The following is an 18,679-nucleotide window of genomic DNA, read 5'->3' as shown; positions in this document are numbered from 1 at the left end:
TCTCGCCATAACCTATATCTGATATCTGATAGAGCTAGCTATACAGCTATATATCCTAGTTCAATCTATTGATCGGTTTACAGCAAATATGCAATTACGGCAGATCTGAGATCTTGCACCAAGATTATTAAATATGAGAAAAGGGTATAGAAAAAAGAAATAAAGTAAGCAATGGAAACCATACTTACCCATGCCCAAGGATTAGTTTATACCCTGATCAAGTTGATGCCGAGCAAGGATCAGCAAATGCGCTTAAAAGTAGTGGTATCAATGTTTTTAGAAGCATAAGGTAAACCAGTGCCAGAGCACAATCTAATAAAATCAGGCAGCGCCGTGAGCCGTTTTTTCAATAAATATGGTTGGTCAACCCGGGGCGTGTTATCAGCAACGCGCAAAGTGTTAATAGAGCAAATTCTCTCATCTAAGATGCTGGGTTGTAGACCAGTGCTGCAAGTGATTATTGATTTGAGTTGCTTGGAACAAGCAGGCAAGTTTAAAGCCCTTGATGGCTTGGTGCGCTTCTACAACAAGAAATATGCTCTGCATGTGGTGGTGATGTATCTGGTGATAGGGAAGTGGCGTGTGCCGTCCTGCGTATCTACCGTTGGCTGCTACTGTCATCTATTGCCTATCTGCTCGCTCATTGGGCTTATCTCTCCAGCGAAAACACTCTAAATTTACCCGATTGGGGCGAAGCAGCTTTATTAGCTACTCAGCTTTGGTTCCCTTTTATGTTAGTTTTAAACCTACTTCCAACAAATTCGCAAAATACTCCCCACAACTGGTGACGTAGGGATTGATATACAGATTTTTTTTTCATTCCCCACATTATATATTCGAGGCGATCAATATTTTTAGTTGCAAAATGTGATCTATCCAGACAGAATGGGAACAATTGTAGCTAACTGTATGTATATAGCTCATTTGCGATCGTCTTTGCCTAGCTAGGATGAGGACATATTACTTAGATGCGTTGCCTGCTGCTAGCTAAGTATCTTAATCTAGATGCCAAATGGTTTCCAGAGAACCAAATTGCGATCCCCACAGTCATCATTGTCTAGAGATTGTCAGAATGTCAGAAGCTATTTGCTTAATTCACTGTGTCTCAAGTAAGTTAAGTATCTAAAGATTAAGCATCTATAAAGAGCTAACCGGTTCGATCGGATCGAAGCTTCTGCATGATTATGCCCATTTGACCAAAAGATTGCAGGCTGGGGGCTTGTTTGCATCAAGGATCTACACAGGTAAATTGATCGGTTTGCAGTTTAGATATTGCAGTTTAGATATTTAGGTATCCAGACATCTAGGGCTTAATTATTATTCCCCACCGAGTTCGAGTTGCCGATCTTTAATATAAAAAACGTACTAAAAATGTACTAATCCATCAATGAAGGCTAGTGATCTGATCGCCCAATATCAGCATGGACACCGTGATTTTAACGGCGTTTATTTGAGTGAAGCAAATCTCAACACTGCGCAGTTGCCGGGGATCAATCTAGCCTGGGCTAAATTAACCTGTGCCCAAGCGATCGATACAGATCTAACTAATGCCAAGCTATTTGGTGCAGACCTGAGTAAGATTTGTCTGGAGTTGGCCCATGTGCCGCAGCGATCGCAAGATCTGGCTGGAGCCGATCTCAGTCATGCCAATTTGCAGGGAGCCAATTTACAGGGGGCAAACCTGACCACGGCTAGTTTGGTTGCAGCACAATTAAATCAGGCTAATTTGCAACAGGCTAATCTGACGGCAACGGATCTAAGTCTGGCCAATTTACAGGGTGCGAACCTGAAGCAAGCAGACTTAAGTCGATCGCGCTTAATCGCTACTAACCTGAGTAGGGCAAACTTAGACAAGGCCAATCTGCAAGGCGCAGTGATCAGCATGGCTGATTTGGCGGGAGCAAATTTACAGCGAGTTAATCTCAGTGCCAGTGATTTAAACGAGGCAGATCTGAGCAATGCCAACCTGGAAGAGGCGGATTTGAGCCTGGTGGATTTGAGTAATGCTAATTTGCAGGGTGCGAATTTACGGGGTGCAGATCTAACCGGAGCCAGGTTATGCAATGCCCAATTAGAGGGGGCAAACTTGCGATTTGTGAAAATGAGTAAGGCCAATTTGCGGGGTGCAGATTTACGCCGATCGCACCTGATCGCAGCGGATTTGAGCTGGTCAGATTTACGACAAACCCAATTGGGGGAAACAAATCTAGCTAAGGCGGATTTGAGTCGGTGCTGGTTGCATGAAGCAGATCTGACGGCGGCAAAATGTGCTAATGCCGATCTGCGGTTGTGTGATTTGCGCGGCGCGATCCTGGTGGGGGCGGATCTGCAAAGGTCGTTGCTTTCACTTAGCAATCTCGAAGAGGCCAATTTACGGGGCGCGAACCTGATCGAGGCGGATCTTAGTTATGCCTATTTGCGGGGTGCAAATCTGGATGAGGCTGATTTGAGTTATGCCAATCTGGAAGAGGTGATCTTAGAGCAGGCTAGCCGGAACGGGGCGATCGGCCTGACGATCGAGATCGCAAGGTTTGATGATTATGCTCCTTCTGGGATTCAGCATTGGCAACAGTATGATCAATATCAATCGTGCGATCGCCAAGTGCTCCAACGCAGCAAGGTGGAGATCGAGCAGTTTGATTTTTAAGACTATTTTGATAACTTTAGAAAATTAAAATTTTAGCCAGAGCCTTGGTGAGCTTGCCGATCCCTTCGACGATCTTGGTGGCGGTGGGGAGCATCTGGGCGATCCCATTCAGCGTAAAAGTGGCGGTTTGGGCAGCTTGCTTGAGGGCATTATCTTTTGGGTTCTGGCAGGCTTTGGCGATCGTATTGACTTGCTCCAGGGCGATTACTTTCTGGGGATCGGGGAGCTTGGCCTCATTTTTGATCGCGTTTTCCAGGCTGAGCAAAATATTTTTTAAGCCAATGTCGTGATCGTTGATCTTGTCGGGGACTTGTCGGATCGATTGCTGTACCTGACCACTGATGTCACCGATCGCTACGTTCGATCCATTGTCTGCTGTAACGTTGAAATCACGGCCGACGCTGATGCGCTGGTTACTCTGTCTGCGATTGTCCGTCATATCGCCCTGCCCGATACTATTAATGGTTATGTTTCCTAGTATACCGCCAAGATTAGGGGAAATATCTTTGGCTATTACCCGATTGCTCCCCAACACTACCAGTCCCGCGATCAACTACTCGATCGGATCAGCCAACTGGGCGTAAACATCGCCAGCGCAAATATTGGATAATATAGACATAGCAAGACAATTACCACTGACTCAGATCGATTTCAGATCAATTAATTAGACTTCGATTAAACAAACCCTCACCTGCGATCGAATTTTGCGCGATCGGGAACAAAACACCCAGCGCGATCGACAATTAACCTAGCATCACCCCAAGCTGTCCCCGAATCAATGTATGCCTTGCAAAAAATTGCGTTAGATTCAGGATCATGTATAGCCCTAATAAATCAACCCAACTCCTTAAACCCAGCGTCCTGGCGATCGCTGCCCTGCTCAGCCTGTCCACTTTATTCAGTGCCCCCGCAGCAGAAGCGCAAACCCGCTGTAATTGGCACAATGGTGTCATGCGTTGCGAAGACATCAACCCTCGCAACAATCGTAACGATCGCCGCAATGACAGACGTAACGATCGGCGTTATGACAACAGGTATGAACGTAGATCCGATCGGTACGATCGCTATAACCGCCATAACAACCGCCGCGATCGGGATCGCTATGATGATCGCTACGATAATCGTCGCTATGACAATAGATATGACGATAACCGCCATAACAATCGTCGGTATGATAATCGCTACAACAATGGCTATTATGAAAACCAGATCCGGCGCGCCTACGTCGATGTGCTAGGTCGTAACCCCGATCGAAATGGTTACAACACCTATACCTACGAACTACAGCGCGGCCGCGATAATTACTGGCTCCGCCGCCAGCTCGCTTATTCTGAAGAATCCACCCGTAACCTGCACGAAATCTATCGGCAAGTCCTGGGTCGCAATGCCGATCATGGTGGCCTAAAGACTTACCAGGATCTCCTCGCCCGTGGTAAATCCCTGGAACAGATCCGCTATGACATTGCCAACAGCCCAGAAGCCCGCAATCGCGGTAGATATGGCAATCGTTATTAGTCGCTGAATACTGGCCTGAGTCGATCGCCATCAATCAACCTTGCTGCATGGTTCAGTTTAGAGCCTTGCAGTCAGATTAATTTGCCCGAAACTAGCCTAGACGCACCCATTAATGCCAAACTAAATATTAAGCACTAAATATTCAGCCAGGGCGATCAAATCTACTCCTTCGGGCTTAAATCTAGACTTAGAATATAAATCCAGGTTGGTCAAAAAAATACAAAGACTATACTTAATATATTTAATACTAAACATTTAAACTCATTGCCTTGATTGTCAGGATCAACAATTCCACAATCCAGGCTTGATTAAAGGTAAATATATAGGATCTGGCAGTTTCTCAATTGGGTGATTTACCGAGCGGCAAAATTATATGAATCCAACTATTTCAAGCGATCAAATCGATCTTCTGATCTGGAATTTGCACCAAGACCCCTACTATGTTTTGGGACCCCATCAAGTTGAGCAGGATGGTAAGTCAGTTTGGGCGATCAGAGCATATTTGCCCCATGCCGAAATGGTGACATTGGTTGATCCAGTACGGCCGGGGAAAGAGTATGCCATGCATTCAGTGCATCATCCCAACTTTTTTGAATGTGTAATCCCAGAGCCAGAATTATTTAGATATCAATTCAAAGCCCATGAACATGGCAAAGATCGGCTGCTCTATGACCCCTACAGCTTTGGCGTTGAGGTTTTAACGGAATTCGATCGCCATTTGTTTGCGGAAGGAAACCACTACAAAATCTATGAGAAACTTGGCGCGCACATCATGGAAATTGATGGCATTAAGGGGGTCTACTTTGCGGTCTGGGCTCCCAATGCTCGCAACGTTTCGGTGATTGGCGAGTTTAATTACTGGGATGGCCGCGCCCACCAGATGCGCAAGGGCGATCCTGGCGTGTGGGAAATTTTTATTCCCGATCTAGGTGAGGGGGCTAAGTATAAATTTGAAGTCAAGAACTCGGAAGGACATCTCTACGAAAAAACTGACCCCCACGGTTATCAGCAAGAGATTCGTCCCAAAACCGCCTCGATCGTAGCCGATCTAGAAAAATATGAATGGCAAGATCGCAATTGGATGGACGAGCGGCGCAATAGCGATCCCCTTGTAAAACCCATTTCGATCTATGAAATGCATATTGGGTCCTGGATGCATGGCAATGCGGAAGAACTACCCGCTGATGGCTATCCCGTAGTTCATGCGGCGGATATGAAACCAGGAGCTAGATTTCTGACCTACCGGGAACTGGCCGATAAATTAATTCCCTATGTCAAAGATTTGGGTTTTACCCACCTGGAACTATTGCCAGTGGCCGAACACCCCTTTGATGGATCGTGGGGCTATCAGGTGATTGGCTTCTATGCGGCTACTTCGCGCTATGGCACGCCCCAGGACTTTATGTATTTTGTGGATAAGTGCCACGAAAATGGCATTGGCGTGATTGTGGACTGGGTGCCGGGACATTTCCCCAAAGATGGGCATGGCTTGGCGTTGTTTGACGGCACGCATTTATATAATCCCGCTGACGATCGGATCGGTGAACACAAAGGCTGGGGCACTTATGCGTTTAACTATGAACGGAATGAAGTAAAGAACTTTTTGATCGCCAATGCCTTGTTCTGGTTCGACAAATATCACATTGATGGCATTCGCGTAGATGCGGTGGCCTCGATCATCTATCGCAACTACTGCCGTGAACCTGGCGAATGGGTGCCCAATGAATATGGCGGCTGCGAATATATCGCTGGTGTAGAGTTCCTCAAGCACCTGCATGGCATTTTATATAGCTACTATCCTGGCATCTTATCGATCGCCGAAGAATCAACCGCCTGGCCAATGGTGACTGCGCCTACCTATATGGGTGGTCTGGGCTTCAACCTGAAATGGAATATGGGTTGGATGCATGACATGCTCGATTATTTCGAGATGGACCCCTGGTTCCGACAGTTCCATCAGACTAACGTTACCTTTAGTTTGATGTATGCCTTTAATGAGAACTTCGTCCTTGCTCTTTCCCACGATGAGATTGTCCATGAAAAAAGCGCGATGCCGGGTAAAATGCCCGGTGATATCTGGCAAAAACTAGCTAATTTGCGCTGTCTCTATGGTTATATGTTCACTCACCCCGGTAAGAAGAGCCTGTTTATGGGGATGGAATTTGCCCAATGGAGTGAGTGGAATGTGTGGGGCGATCTGGAATGGTGGCTGCTCCAGCATGACAAGCACATTGGCATGGCTAATCTAATCCGCGATCTACATCGTTTACTCAAGCAAGAAAGCGCTCTGCATACGATCGACTTTTCCTATGAAGGGTTCGAGTGGATGGAATGTAATGACAACAAGAACTCGGTGATTTCCTTTATTCGTAAGGGCAAAGATGGCGAGTTTGTGGTGGTGGTGTGTAATTTCACGCCGGTGCTCCATGGCAGCTATCGGATCGGTGTGCCTGAACCTGGTTTTTATCAAGAGTTGCTCAACAGTGATGCCGCTGATTATTGGGGTAGCGGCGCTGGTAATTATGGTGGTAAACCTACCGATGAAATTGCCATGCACAGCCAAAGGTATTCCATTGATCTATGTTTGCCACCTTTGTCCACGCTGGTGTTGAAGCTGGATCAAGAATCGATCGAAAAGAACAATGCCAAAAGAGAACAAGAACGCTTAGAAGAAGAACGCTACCACCAGGAACAGGAGCGATCGAAGCGATTGTTGCAGGAACAAGAGGAACAAAAACAGAAAGCACAAGATCAACTACATCCGCCAATTCTGGGTTAAGTAGGATTTAGCTCTTAATTATGGGTATGGGGTAGGTGCTTGAATCAAAAGCTACTTACCTCATTTTTAATCAAAGGCATCTAAATTATCACCTTATTATCACCTTAGTTTTTAATCAGAGTAATAATGTCACAGGTAGCATTCCGAAACACTAATTTGCCACCAGGGGCAATCCTGGCTTCCCCTTCGCCATTACAACCAGGTTGAACTTGAATCCGCAGCAATTGATCCGCCGTCGCGTAGGTATCTGGATCTTGTTTGACCAGTAGCAAATGATCGACCTTCTCACTGATCCGGCTAGCACTCTTACTGGCGATCTGCTCTGGTTGATTAGGGTCTGGGTTGGTTGCAACCACACCACTATCATTGGCAGTAGTGGCATTATTTTGATTACTGGTTTCATCGGTTTCGTCATTGCTCGCCTCAGTGCCTTCCACTTCTGCAGAGCCAATTGCCTGGATATTTTGGGCAACATCCTGAGCCAAAGCGGCCAATCCAATGATCAAGGTGAGGGCGATCGCCATCGTTACTACCTTTTTTGAGTTCTCGACAATTTTTTTCATTTGTTGCTTCCCAATCCCCAGTTCAACAATTTGGTGCCGCAATTACGATTTAATCATTTTTTAGGCGATCATATCCAGTCAGCCATAGAGCAGCATATCTAGCTAGCTACGGCTCACAGATATAAAGTTACATTACCTTATTGATTTTGAAATAATGTGAACAATCCGATCGCAATCGCCACCCAATTCAGTTTTCTTAGTTGCTGTTCTACTGTTCCCAGTAGGTACTAATTTATTTGATCCGATCGGGGCTAGCTTGATGATTGCCTCTGATTGCCTCTGATGCTTAAGGTAATGTGATCGATCAATTAATTTAATCGATCGACCGATTTTAGCCTACAGTTGTGCCTCAGCTATTTCGCGCAAACCAGAGCTTATGTATCAGGAAATCCAGGTCTGTTGGTTCCAATGAAAATTAATGAAAATCAATGAAATATTCAGTTACCTACAAACAAGCCATATACACGATGCCACAGCCATGAAGTCTAAGACAGGATATGCTAAGACATAATCGATATTAAGGTGATGTGCGATCGGTACTTTAGTAAAAGTCAATGGCCTCCGATTACACATTACGCCCATCTATTATTTTAACTTCAATCTCTGTAGTGTGTGGAGCTATGCGGAATTACTTATTGCCGTTGTCGGGATTTCTTTTGGTGCGCTTTCGATCGGTCTTCCTTGGTTAGCCCCATCTATCCCACCGATTCAGGCACAGGTCACAACCGACGGAACTACCGCCACCACAGTGGATGGCCATCAGATCAATCCAGTTGGCCCCGGCACTGTTAATGGTAATAACCTGTTCCACAGCTTTGACCAATTCAACGTACCCAGCGGCTGCGTAATCTTCGGCACCGATGGCAGCAGCGTTGATGGCAACAGCATTAAAAAATCATGGTGATTCTGACGGAGGGCGAACCCTTTGTGCGCACTGTCCCCAACGCAACGAGAAATAAGGTATTTGCGCGAGTGTTGGAATTGAATACAAATATTTATCTTTACCTGTCTTCGATTGGTCTGATTCTTTCGACCTTTGAACACATGCATATGGGCAGGCTCATGATCGATACGGATTTTAACTGCTTAGCAATGATTTCAAGGCAGCCTATAACTTCACGCTGGCTGGAAATAACAATGCCGATCGTGGTGTAATCATCACCCTTACCTTTGCGCCAATGGGCAAAATTGACTTATGCCGATCGAGCACATTAATCAGCTTGCCCGTGGGGGTTTGAATGATATAACGATATTCACGCCCTAAAAACTGGCGATCGTGAATCTTCATCGTTGCGCTTGGGTCTAGCTCTAGCTTTAAATCTTCTTGCCTAACCATCAATTCTGTCGCGGGGGGAATTTTTAGCTCTAGGTTAATGTTTTGAGATAATACTGGCTCAGTTTGCAATGATATTTGTGGCTTCCGGCTTGATCGCGTAATTGCTTCTTGGGGGCTAATGGGCTGATCGACGCTCTCTCGATCGGTAGGCTCAACTTGACCATTATTGCCATTACTAACAGACATAGCAGCAGCCGTCTGAGTTGAGTTCATGGCATCTAGATTAAGAATATCCAGATCAAAGCAGCCTAACTCGGTTTTTAGGAGGCGATCGCCCTGACGCTGGACTGGCAAAAAGTTTGCTTGGGTCACAAATTCAGCCACAAACTTAGAGGCGGGTTTACCATAGATTTTCTCAGGGGTATCAAATTGCTCGATCCGGCCATAGCGCATTACCGCCACCCGATCGGCGATCGAGAGTGCTTCTTCTTGGTCATGGGTGACAAAAATTGCCGTAGTATGGGAGCTTTTCAAAATCTCGCGCAGTTCTTGCCGCAATCGCAATCGCACCTGCACATCCAGATTACTGAGGGGTTCATCGAGCAAAATCAATCTGGGTGCTGGCGCTAAGGCTCTGGCCAAAGCCACCCGCTGTTGTTGACCGCCGGATAGCTCATGGGGATAACGATCGCCAAAGCCTTCTAGCCCCACCAGTGCCAATACTACTGCGATCCGCTGATTTAATTGGGCTTTAGCCGGTTGTTTCTGCTTAAAGCGATTGCGGAGCCCAAATGCAATATTTTTGTGGACAGTCAAGTGGGGAAATAAAGCATAGTCCTGAAATACCATGCCCACCTCACGTCGTTCTGGCGGCACCCATTGCCCCTGGCCAGCCACTAAGGTTTCGGCAATGGCGATCGCTCCGGATTGAGGTCGCTCGAATCCAGCAATCAAACGCAGCAGCGTGGTTTTGCCACATCCAGATGGCCCTAGGAAGCTAACTAGTTCGCCCTGCACCAAACTAAGGGTGACGTGATCAACGGCGGCGGGCTGATGACGCGAAAATTGCTTGGTAATATTTTCTAGCTGTAGGATTTGGGTCTGAGGGCTTTCGGACATATTGAAGTGTGATTTTGGGACTGTAGTAGATTGGTGAGGGCTGCTCTAATTATCTTTTATCTTAATAGAAATCTTTCGCAATAGCGATCGAAACTGCTTTTGATTGACCAAAAGCTAAATATTGACATAGTTACAGTTAGTTAGAGTCCACCATGAAACCCGTTTGGCAAACCTAGATACCTAGCCTTAACTGGGCAGCTAAGGTGAATCCATACAATACCCTGAGTCTTATTAGGCAGAAACGCTCGCAAAGCTCTCAAATAGTCCCTATCCCTAGAAATCAATGCTACTTAGGTAACTTATCTAACTTAGCTAATATCTCAGGATTTTGATGATCCGAAGTTCTCTAATCATGAGCTAAGCAATTTGATGTAGTCAGCGATCGCCTGTGGATAGATAATATGTTCTTGCACTTGAATTCGTTGATGCAAAGTTTCCAGCGTATCATTGGGCAAGACCGGGACAGCGGCTTGTTGTAGAATTGGCCCCGCATCAACTTCGGCGATCGCAATATGCACCGTACAGCCAGTAATTTTCACACCATATGCTAGCGCCTGAACGATCGCCTTGGCACCAGGGAAACTGGGTAATAGACTAGGGTGAATATTCAAAATCCGGCGCGGATAGGCATTAATTAATTTATCAGTCACAATCCGCATCCAACCAGCCATCACCACCAGATCTACTTGATATTGTTGGAAAACCTCAATAATTGCCGCATCCAATTGCTCTCTGCTGTCATACTCACGATGGTTACACAATACCGCTGGGATACTCAACTTTTGCGCCCGCTGCTGCACATAGGCGTTAGGATTGTTATACACCACCACGCTGAGCTTGGCCGTATCTGGATTTAGGCCAGCCACTGTGGCATTGTTAAGTGTATTGGCGATCGCCTCCAAATTAGAACCACTACCGGAAGCTAAAATGCCGATCGAGACGGGTAGGGCTAAGCGATCGGGAGGATTGCCGAGATTGACAGAATTATCAGGATTATTATAAGTCTGAGGCGTAGAGATGGCAGGATTAGGCTGAATCATTAAACTTGGATCATTTGCTAGCACCCAAATGATCATGATAGGCGATCATGGGTTGGGTAAAGTCTATACTAGATAAACAAAATATCTGAGCGGTTTGATCGATGGAATTTAAATTAATTTAAATTATGATTGTCAGCATTGCCCAACAAATTAAAGAAATAGATGATCAGTTGTCAAAGCGGTCAATTCAGCTTGACCCTGGTGGCTACTTTATTATTTATCTTGAACCGGAACAAGGTTTAATCCATGCTAAGCATTTTACTAATGCGATCGATGAGAACGGCCTGGCTGTAGATCCAGCTACTGGTAAGCCAATTCCAGCTAAGGGCAAGGTTAATCGTGAGGCCACCACCATCTTTAGCGGTCATAGTGCCAAAGAAGTCTGTGTAAAAATTTTTGAGCGCAGTGAAATTTGCTTTGTGACTATGCTTGACCATGCTGCATACTTAGGACGAGAGTTACAACGTGCTGAGCAGGCTTTGATTAATCAACAAGAGTATATTCAGGACTGACACCGGGAAGTTATTCAGTTGGTCAACACCATGCCAACCCTCAATAATAATTGGTGGGAAATCCAGATCTTAGCCAGCCATGCCCTTGATGAGTTGTTATTTTGGCGATTGCAAAAATTTGGCTGCGAGGGAACTGCCAGTGCGATCGCTGGTGATCAGGTTTTAATTAAGGCCTATTTACCGCTCGAAAAGTCATCCCTGCTGGATTTATCTGCTTTGGCGCTGTGGGCAGCCCAAGATGCCCTGGCGATCGAAGCCGAAGCACCGATCGTGACCTGGCGGATGATCAACGAAGAGGATTGGTCAACCAGTTGGAAGCAACATTGGCAACCGCAAAAAATTGGCGATGCCTTTGTGATTTGCCCCAGTTGGATTGAACTAGAAGATCCTGGCGATCGACAAATTATTCATCTTGATCCTGGCAGTGCCTTTGGTACTGGTGCCCATGCCACTACCCAACTTTGCCTGGAAGCGTTGGAAATGCGGCTGATGGGGATCAAGCCAGATGATGACACTGTCTTTGCAGATATTGGCTGTGGTTCGGGGATTTTGGGAATTGGCGCAATTTTATTGGGGGTGAGTAAGGTCTATGCGGTTGATACTGATTCTTTGGCGATCAAGGCAACCAGATTAAACTTCCAACGCAATCAGATCGATGACGATCGCCTCTGGGCAGACGTTGGCAGCATGGGACATCTGCTCAAAAGTTTACCTACCCCAGTGGATGGCTTTGCCTGTAATATCCTGGCGGAAATTATTGTTGATATGATCCCCTACATGGAGCAGTTAATTAAACCTAATGGTTGGGGTATTTTGAGTGGCATTTTGCTAGAGCAAGTACCGTTGATTGCAGAAGAGCTAGATCGACATAATTGGGTGATTGCGACGCTATGGAAGCGGCAGGAGTGGAGCTGTCTTACGATTCGGCGCTCTAATTAGCTGATTAATTTGGTCATTGCGTTTGGAAAGATGCCAAAATGTTGGTATGAATATAGTTACAGTGTTGATTGAATTTTATATTTTTACTGGTAAAACACTGCAATGCACTTCAAGTCCATACCCGTTTTACTAAAAACTTTTCCTTAATCCGCAAACCCATTAACTGAATTCATATGGCTAAGGTCGCACTAAACAAAAGTTCGCTTAAAAATCAGAAAGATCAAAAAGATACCTATCAAAAGTTCTTGCCTTCCTTGGATTTAAAAAAGCAACAGCTCCAGGGTGAAGCGGGCAAGGCTAGGCGGATGTTGAGTGAGCAAAAACAAAGACTAGTCCAATATCAAGCACAAATAGATGATTGGGTTGCTCTGCTGGGTGATACTTCAGTACAGTTGCATGGCCTGGTGCGATTGAAGGGATGGGAAACCCGCAATGAAAATGTAGCTGGGGTAATTTTGCCGGTTTTGGGTGAAATTAATTTTGTGGTGCATCCCTACACCACCCTGGGTGCACCGCTGTGGTTTGATAATCTGGTGGAGTCTTTGCAGGAGATTGCGCGAATGACGCTCCAGGTCAAAATCTTAGAAGAAAGAGTAGAAAAGCTGGATGCCGCCCTCAAAAAAGTGACGCAGCGGATTAATTTGTTTGAGAAGGTTTTAATCCCCGAATGCCAGAAAAATATTCGCATGATCAAAATCTATCTGGAAGATAAGGCCAGAACTGCCGTTGCCCGATCGAAGATTGCTAAGTCTAAGCTGACGGCCAAGTCTAGTTATTAGGCATTGCAGATCGTTGAGATAGGTTGACAATTTAGCGATCGGTAATGCTGTACAAATGCTGTACATCGGTTTAATCGTTATGATGCCAATATTTCTGTTTCTGGATTAAGCAATCCCACCGAGAGCATTGATTAAGGTAACTTTCGATCGTGCTCTAATTTGAAGGTTAGTAATTTGAGCTAATTAATCACAGCCAAACCGCCAAGCTCAGCTATGCGTAAATATTTATGCATGTGTGGGTATGTATTTGGGGGTAGATCTATGTTTAGATTATTTGTACGTTTATAGTAATCGTGTGTCAGCATAGACTGCCATGCCCATATATCTAATATATCTGCTATATCTGCAAAATACTAAAGTCTATCTACAAAATACCTAAGACAAGATAGTCATATTTAGCTGAACTACTCCTGCCTCGGTTAATCAATTCTCAAACAGCCGTTAGTTAGCCAATCGCCTACCCATGCCTGACCACTCCCACATTCATATTCGTGGTGCCCGCCAACATAATCTCAAGGATGTCGATCTTACGATCCCGCGCGATCGCCTGGTAGTATTTACCGGCGTGTCTGGTTCCGGCAAGTCCTCTTTGGCCTTCGATACAATTTTTGCAGAGGGGCAGCGGCGTTATGTGGAATCGCTTAGTGCCTATGCGCGGCAGTTTTTGGGTCAGGTTGAAAAACCAGATGTTGATTACATTGAAGGGCTGAGTCCGGCGATCTCGATCGATCAAAAATCCACTTCCCACAACCCACGATCTACGGTGGGCACTGTCACTGAAATCTATGACTATTTCCGGCTGCTGTTTGGCCGAGCAGGTGATCCCCATTGTTATGTCTGCGATCGCAATATTGCGCCCCAAACGATCGATCAAATGGTTGATCAGATCATGGCCTTACCGGAGCGATCGAAATTCCAACTATTAGCACCAGTAATTCGGGGTAAGAAGGGGACGCACAAAAAACTACTCACTAATCTGGTCACAGAAGGATTCGCACGGGTGCGGATTAATGGTGAGGTAAGGGAACTGAGCGACAATATTGAACTGGAGAAGAACAAAAAGCATGATATTGAAGTGGTCGTCGATCGCCTGATTCGTAAAGATGGCATCCAAGAGCGCTTGACCGATTCGCTGGCCACTTGCCTCAAAAAAGCAGAGGGAATTGCGGTAATTGAAGTGCTCGATCGGGGCGTAGAAGAGGCGCAGCAGTTAGCTGAGAGCCAAGCTGAGGGGATTGAGAATAATGGTTCTGGTGAGAATAATGTCAATCCTGAGCAGAAACGTAAACCGGAATTAATTACTTTCTCGGAGAACTTTGCCTGCACCGAACATGGCGCAGTAATGGACGAACTCTCACCCCGGATCTTTTCGTTCAACTCCCCCTATGGCGCTTGTCCGACCTGTCATGGGTTGGGTACGAGCAAAACCTTCTCGGCGGAATTGATGATTCCCGATCCCAAATTGCCAGTTTATGCGGCGATCGCACCCTGGGCTGATAAGAGCCATTCCTATTATCTCTCGCTGCTGGTGAGTGTGGGTGAATATTGTGGCTTTGATATTGGTACTCCCTGGGAGAAGCTGAGCGAATCCCAAAAAGATATTGTGCTCTATGGCACCACTGAGAAAATATTTATCAAGGCAGACTCGCGGTTTAGTAGTAGCAAAGGTTATTTTAAACGCTATGAAGGGGCGATCGCCATGCTGGATCAGCAATACCGCGATGCCAGTTCCGACAGTTTTCAACAAAAATTAGAGCAATATATCGTCGAATTGCCCTGTAGTGCTTGCGGTGGCACTAGACTCAAACCAGAAGCTCTGGCAGTGAGAATCGGTGGCTATCGGATTACTGACTTTACTTCCGCTTCGATCGATACCTGCCTCGATCGCCTTAACAATCTAGACCTAGACCAGCGCACCGCCAAGATTGGCGAATTGGTCTTGAAGGAAATCAAGAACCGCTTGCAATTTTTGCTTGATGTGGGATTGGACTATTTAACCCTGAATCGATCGACCCGTACCCTGTCTGGTGGTGAAGCACAACGGATTCGATTGGCAACCCAGATTGGCTCCGGCCTGACTGGAGTGTTATATGTGCTGGATGAACCAAGTATTGGCCTGCATCAGCGGGATAATTCCCGTTTACTCAAAACCCTGACTAAGCTCAGAGATCTGGGTAATACCCTGATTGTGGTAGAGCACGACGAAGAAACGATCCGTGCCGCTGATTATCTGGTAGACATCGGCCCTGGTGCCGGGATTCATGGCGGTGAGATCGTGGTTGCTGGCCAGGTTAAGGACATTGAAAAGAATAAAAAATCGATCACTGGGGCTTATCTATCGCGGCGATCGCAAATTTATACCCCCGCCCAGCGACGCAGTGGCAATGGTCGCAAGTTGGAAATCATCGATGCCCATCGCAACAACCTCAAGAATATTGATGTGCGAATCCCCCTCGGCATGATGGTTTGTATTACCGGGGTGTCTGGTTCTGGCAAATCGACGCTGATCAATGAAATTTTGCACAATTACCTCAGCCATTATTTCAATCGCCGTACACCAATGCCAGAGGGAGTAGAAGCGATCAAGGGTGCAAAAAGCCTAGATAAATTTATTGTGATCGACCAATCGCCGATCGGTCGTACGCCTCGTTCCAATCCTGCCACCTACACAGGCGTTTTTGATGTGATTCGTGACACCTTTGCCCTCACCACCGAAGCTAAGGCGAAGGGATATAAAGCGGGTCGGTTCTCATTTAATGTTAAAGGGGGACGCTGTGAAGCCTGTGGTGGACAGGGGGTAAACGTGATTTCCATGAACTTCCTACCCGATGTTTATGTTACCTGTGATGTGTGCAAGGGAGCTAGATATAACCGCGAAACCTTGCAGGTAATCTATCGGGATAAGAATATTTCTGATGTATTGAACATGACGATCGAGGAGGCGATGCACTTCTTCGAGAATATTCCCCAAGCCCATGCCAAGCTAGGTATGCTGGTGGATGTGGGGCTGGGCTATATTCGCCTGGGACAACCAGCACCAACCCTATCGGGCGGAGAAGCGCAACGGGTAAAACTGGCCACCGAACTAGCCAGGCGATCGACTGGTAAAACCCTCTATTTGATCGATGAACCAACTACCGGGCTGAGCTTCGCCGATGTGCATTTGCTGCTGGATGTAGTGCAGCGCTTGGTTGATAAAGGGAATACCGTCTTGATGATCGAGCATAATCTGGATGTGATTCGTAGTGCCGATTGGTTGATTGATCTAGGCCCAGAAGGTGGCGATCAAGGTGGCCATATTATTGCGGAGGGCACACCAGAACAAGTGGCAGAAATACCTGAATCCTATACGGGACAATTCCTGAGCCGAGTGTTGGGCGAATATCCCCGTGCTGAGCTAGAAAGTGCCGATTAAATAATTATTTGAAATCTAATTACTGCCATAAACATACTTGCCTAAATATAATTAGCTAACCTTCCATGAGCCGAATCCTGTCAATCGCCCTAATTACTGCCATTACTTCGTTTACTTCCTTTGTTGGTGTTGCCGTTATGTTTGCCGCCATGCCAAATAATCAGTCAAATCAGGCGATCGCCTACGAAGGCTTAGGTCGAGAAAGTCTGGATGCTGCCACCCTAGAAAAATATGCGCCGCCCAGTCTGGATGCTCAGGCCACCAAGCAAATTGAATCGATTCTGGATGTGCGATCGCCCGGTTTGGGATTGCTCAGCCCCGATGGTGAAACCATGTTCTTTAGTTGGAGCATTACTGGCACCAGGCAAATATGGCGGATCGATGGCCCCCAAAGCTTTCCAGTGCAAATGACTGGTGGGCAGGATTCTACTGCGTTGAGGGGAATTAGCCCTGATGGTAAGTTCCTGGTGCTATCACGCGATCGGCAGGGGCAGGAAAATCCCGGTTTATATTTACAATCTACCAATGGTAGCCCCCTGGAAGTAATCCAGCACGATGATGGAGTCAGAACTTCCTTTGCCTTCATATCAGATGATTCGCGTAGTATTTATTACATGGCGAATGATGTTGACCCAGCTTCCTTTGCGATCTATCGCTATGACATTGCTACAAAGCAAAAGGAATTACTCCTGTCAGAACCAGGGGTCTGGTACATCGCCGATGTTTTACCGGATGGCAATACTGGCAGTAAAACTTTTTTGTTTGGCAAAGCAACGGGCAGCCTGTCGCGGGAATATTATCGCTATGACGAAGCTAGTGGGAAATTAACACCATTACTGGGACAGGAACAGCCGGAAGAATTTGTTGCACAATTCAGTGCCAATCCCGATGAGTTGCTGGTACTAACCCCCAAGTTTGATCAATTCCGCCGTTTATATCGCTACACCAATGGTGATGATGGGGAATTCACGCCGATCACCCCAGAGCTACCAATGGATGTATCCAGCTTTGAGATTGACTATCTGCGCCAACGGATTATTTATACCGTCAACGATCGCGGCTATTTAAAACTCCAGGCGCTTGATGCCAAGACATTTGAGCCGATCGCCTTACCGGAATTTGCCAATGCGGATTTGATCTATGCAGGTTCAACAACCCGCAATGGTCGCTATATTAGCTTGGGAGTGAGTACGGCCACTGCCCCCCGCACCAGCTATGTCTATGATTGGCAGACCCAAAACCTGACTCAGTGGGTGTTGCCCAGCGTACCGGAATTAGACCAGAGCAAGTTTGTCGGTGCAACATTAGAATCCTATCCTGCCCAAGATGGCACTGAGATCCCCATGTTCGTGTGGCGATCGCCCCAGTGCCAGAATGCCAGCGAACCCTGCCCAGTGGTAGTACATTTTCATGGTGGCCCCGAAGCACAGAGCACCGCTGGATTCAATCGATTGGCGCAATTGTTTGTGCAGGCTGGATTTATTTATGTGGAGCCCAATGTACGTGGTAGTGATGGTTATGGTAAAGCCTGGCTCAGTGCCGATGATGGCCCGAAGCGATTGGCGGTAATTTCCGATATTGCCGATGCTTCTACCTATATTCGCACCAACTGGCAGGTGAATGACATGGAACCAAAGGTGGGCATCATGGGCTGGAGCTATGGCGGCTATTCTACTTTGATGGGTATGACTAAGTTTGCGGGTAGCTATGATGCTGGGGTGGCCTTGGTGGGAATGAGTAATCTAATTACCTTCCTGGAAAATACGGCAGAGTTCCGTCGGCCGTTGCGAATCAGTGAATATGGCGATCCAGAACGCGATCGGCAGGCATTGATCCAGCTCTCGCCCATTACTTACATCGATCAAATTCAAGATCCCTTATTAATTATTCAGGGCGCAAATGATCCCAGAGTTCCGGTGGGGGAAGCGGTGCAGATCCAGCGGGCATTGGAAGAAAGAGAGATCCCTTCTCAGTTAATTATCTTTGCCGATGAAGGGCATGGTTCGGCGAAACGGAGTAATCAGGTGCTGGAAATTGGCCACACGATCGATTTCTTTGTAGAACACTTAAACCCATAACAGTAATACATAGTTAT

Annotated in this window: 16 protein-coding genes; 11 read left to right on the top strand and 5 right to left on the bottom strand. The window is 46.4% G+C overall.

Translation table 11 applies throughout. From position 1 onward, the window contains the following. Positions 1-297: 297 nt before the first annotated feature. Together PSE7367_RS21430 and PSE7367_RS00300 are read left to right on the top strand one after the other, a co-directional pair. Complete coding sequence (locus PSE7367_RS21430) at positions 298-675, top strand: hypothetical protein (RefSeq protein ID WP_051037815.1); 378 nt, start codon at positions 298-300, stop codon at positions 673-675. A 712-nt stretch (positions 676-1,387) separates the two neighbouring features. Beyond that, the gene (locus PSE7367_RS00300; protein ID WP_015163355.1) at positions 1,388-2,647 is read left to right on the top strand and encodes a pentapeptide repeat-containing protein; all 1,260 of its coding nucleotides are present in this window, start codon (positions 1,388-1,390) and stop codon (positions 2,645-2,647) included. A gap of 16 nt (positions 2,648-2,663) precedes the next feature. Here the strand turns inward: PSE7367_RS00300 and PSE7367_RS00295 are convergent, their stop codons facing one another. Next, positions 2,664-3,086, bottom strand: coding sequence for a hypothetical protein (locus PSE7367_RS00295; protein ID WP_015163354.1), 423 nt, complete (start codon positions 3,084-3,086; stop codon positions 2,664-2,666). 377 nt (positions 3,087-3,463) lie between these two features. On the opposite strand from PSE7367_RS00295, the gene PSE7367_RS19860 reads away from it, so the two are divergent. Then, positions 3,464-4,162 carry a DUF4214 domain-containing protein gene (locus tag PSE7367_RS19860; protein WP_015163353.1) on the top strand — a complete coding sequence of 233 codons (699 nt, stop codon included), beginning with the start codon at positions 3,464-3,466 and terminating at the stop codon, positions 4,160-4,162. A 120-nt stretch (positions 4,163-4,282) separates the two neighbouring features. Here PSE7367_RS19860 and PSE7367_RS22850 read toward each other — a convergent pair whose 3' ends face one another. Beyond that, positions 4,283-4,417, bottom strand: a complete 135-nt coding sequence (locus PSE7367_RS22850) for a hypothetical protein (protein WP_015163352.1) — start codon at positions 4,415-4,417, stop codon at positions 4,283-4,285. 118 nt (positions 4,418-4,535) lie between these two features. On the opposite strand from PSE7367_RS22850, the gene glgB reads away from it, so the two are divergent. Further along, complete coding sequence (gene glgB / locus PSE7367_RS00285; protein WP_015163351.1) at positions 4,536-6,941, top strand: 1,4-alpha-glucan branching protein GlgB; 2,406 nt, start codon at positions 4,536-4,538, stop codon at positions 6,939-6,941. Between the two features lie 104 nt (positions 6,942-7,045). Here glgB and PSE7367_RS00280 read toward each other — a convergent pair whose 3' ends face one another. Next, the gene (locus PSE7367_RS00280; RefSeq protein WP_015163350.1) at positions 7,046-7,504 is read right to left on the bottom strand and encodes a hypothetical protein; all 459 of its coding nucleotides are present in this window, start codon (positions 7,502-7,504) and stop codon (positions 7,046-7,048) included. Between the two features lie 610 nt (positions 7,505-8,114). On the opposite strand from PSE7367_RS00280, the gene PSE7367_RS00275 reads away from it, so the two are divergent. Both PSE7367_RS00275 and PSE7367_RS21685 read left to right on the top strand, forming a co-directional pair. After that, positions 8,115-8,408 (top strand): hypothetical protein, encoded by a 294-nt coding sequence (locus PSE7367_RS00275; RefSeq protein ID WP_041698248.1) that lies wholly within the window; start codon positions 8,115-8,117, stop codon positions 8,406-8,408. Beyond that, positions 8,402-8,659, top strand: coding sequence for a hypothetical protein (locus PSE7367_RS21685; RefSeq protein ID WP_015163349.1), 258 nt, complete (start codon positions 8,402-8,404; stop codon positions 8,657-8,659). Before PSE7367_RS00275 ends, PSE7367_RS21685 begins: the two co-directional genes overlap by 7 nt. On the opposite strand, the gene PSE7367_RS22590 is transcribed toward PSE7367_RS21685, so the two are convergent. Together PSE7367_RS22590 and purN are read right to left on the bottom strand one after the other, a co-directional pair. Continuing rightward, positions 8,613-9,899, bottom strand: coding sequence for an ABC transporter ATP-binding protein (locus PSE7367_RS22590; protein WP_015163348.1), 1,287 nt, complete (start codon positions 9,897-9,899; stop codon positions 8,613-8,615). The two genes, PSE7367_RS21685 and PSE7367_RS22590, sit on opposite strands and share 47 nt — an antisense overlap. A gap of 350 nt (positions 9,900-10,249) precedes the next feature. Next, a complete protein-coding gene (purN, locus tag PSE7367_RS00265; protein WP_051038048.1) occupies positions 10,250-10,939 on the bottom strand; it encodes a phosphoribosylglycinamide formyltransferase in 690 nt (229 codons plus the stop codon). 125 nt (positions 10,940-11,064) lie between these two features. Here purN and PSE7367_RS00260 point away from each other — a divergent pair, with 125 nt between their 5' ends. The 5 genes from PSE7367_RS00260 to PSE7367_RS00240 all read left to right on the top strand — a co-directional run bounded on the left by PSE7367_RS00260 (position 11,065) and on the right by PSE7367_RS00240 (position 18,662). Beyond that, positions 11,065-11,451, top strand: a complete 387-nt coding sequence (locus PSE7367_RS00260) for a DUF4346 domain-containing protein (protein ID WP_015163346.1) — start codon at positions 11,065-11,067, stop codon at positions 11,449-11,451. Between the two features lie 30 nt (positions 11,452-11,481). Further along, positions 11,482-12,390, top strand: coding sequence for a 50S ribosomal protein L11 methyltransferase (gene prmA, locus PSE7367_RS00255; protein ID WP_015163345.1), 909 nt, complete (start codon positions 11,482-11,484; stop codon positions 12,388-12,390). Between the two features lie 173 nt (positions 12,391-12,563). Beyond that, complete coding sequence (locus PSE7367_RS00250; RefSeq protein ID WP_015163344.1) at positions 12,564-13,169, top strand: V-type ATP synthase subunit D; 606 nt, start codon at positions 12,564-12,566, stop codon at positions 13,167-13,169. A gap of 463 nt (positions 13,170-13,632) precedes the next feature. After that, a complete protein-coding gene (uvrA, locus tag PSE7367_RS00245) occupies positions 13,633-16,584 on the top strand; it encodes an excinuclease ABC subunit UvrA (protein WP_015163343.1) in 2,952 nt (983 codons plus the stop codon). A 65-nt stretch (positions 16,585-16,649) separates the two neighbouring features. After that, on the top strand, positions 16,650-18,662 hold the full coding sequence (locus PSE7367_RS00240; protein WP_015163342.1) for a S9 family peptidase: 2,013 nt from the start codon (positions 16,650-16,652) through the stop codon (positions 18,660-18,662). Positions 18,663-18,679: the final 17 nt, after the last annotated feature.

This window comes from Pseudanabaena sp. PCC 7367 (assembly GCF_000317065.1).
GTDB classification, from domain to species: Bacteria; Cyanobacteriota; Cyanobacteriia; order Pseudanabaenales; family Pseudanabaenaceae; genus Thalassoporum; species Thalassoporum mexicanum.
The sequence above is the reverse complement of the archived record's forward strand: the minus strand, read 5'-3'. Positions and strand labels throughout refer to the sequence as shown.

What these genes read in the sequence shown, in the direction of transcription:
- PSE7367_RS00300 (WP_015163355.1), top strand. Translation starts at nt 1,388, where the DNA reads ATGAAGGCTAGTGATCTGATCGCCCAATATCAGCATGGACACCGTGAT.
- PSE7367_RS00295 (WP_015163354.1), bottom strand. Translation starts at nt 3,086, where the DNA reads ATGACGGACAATCGCAGACAGAGTAACCAGCGCATCAGCGTCGGCCGT.
- PSE7367_RS19860 (WP_015163353.1), top strand. Translation starts at nt 3,464, where the DNA reads ATGTATAGCCCTAATAAATCAACCCAACTCCTTAAACCCAGCGTCCTG.
- PSE7367_RS22850 (WP_015163352.1), bottom strand. Translation starts at nt 4,417, where the DNA reads ATGTTTAGTATTAAATATATTAAGTATAGTCTTTGTATTTTTTTGACC.
- glgB (WP_015163351.1), top strand. Translation starts at nt 4,536, where the DNA reads ATGAATCCAACTATTTCAAGCGATCAAATCGATCTTCTGATCTGGAAT.
- PSE7367_RS00280 (WP_015163350.1), bottom strand. Translation starts at nt 7,504, where the DNA reads ATGAAAAAAATTGTCGAGAACTCAAAAAAGGTAGTAACGATGGCGATC.
- PSE7367_RS21685 (WP_015163349.1), top strand. Translation starts at nt 8,402, where the DNA reads ATGGTGATTCTGACGGAGGGCGAACCCTTTGTGCGCACTGTCCCCAAC.
- PSE7367_RS22590 (WP_015163348.1), bottom strand. Translation starts at nt 9,899, where the DNA reads ATGTCCGAAAGCCCTCAGACCCAAATCCTACAGCTAGAAAATATTACC.
- purN (WP_051038048.1), bottom strand. Translation starts at nt 10,939, where the DNA reads ATGATTCAGCCTAATCCTGCCATCTCTACGCCTCAGACTTATAATAAT.
- PSE7367_RS00260 (WP_015163346.1), top strand. Translation starts at nt 11,065, where the DNA reads ATGATTGTCAGCATTGCCCAACAAATTAAAGAAATAGATGATCAGTTG.
- prmA (WP_015163345.1), top strand. Translation starts at nt 11,482, where the DNA reads ATGCCAACCCTCAATAATAATTGGTGGGAAATCCAGATCTTAGCCAGC.
- PSE7367_RS00250 (WP_015163344.1), top strand. Translation starts at nt 12,564, where the DNA reads ATGGCTAAGGTCGCACTAAACAAAAGTTCGCTTAAAAATCAGAAAGAT.
- uvrA (WP_015163343.1), top strand. Translation starts at nt 13,633, where the DNA reads ATGCCTGACCACTCCCACATTCATATTCGTGGTGCCCGCCAACATAAT.
- PSE7367_RS00240 (WP_015163342.1), top strand. Translation starts at nt 16,650, where the DNA reads ATGAGCCGAATCCTGTCAATCGCCCTAATTACTGCCATTACTTCGTTT.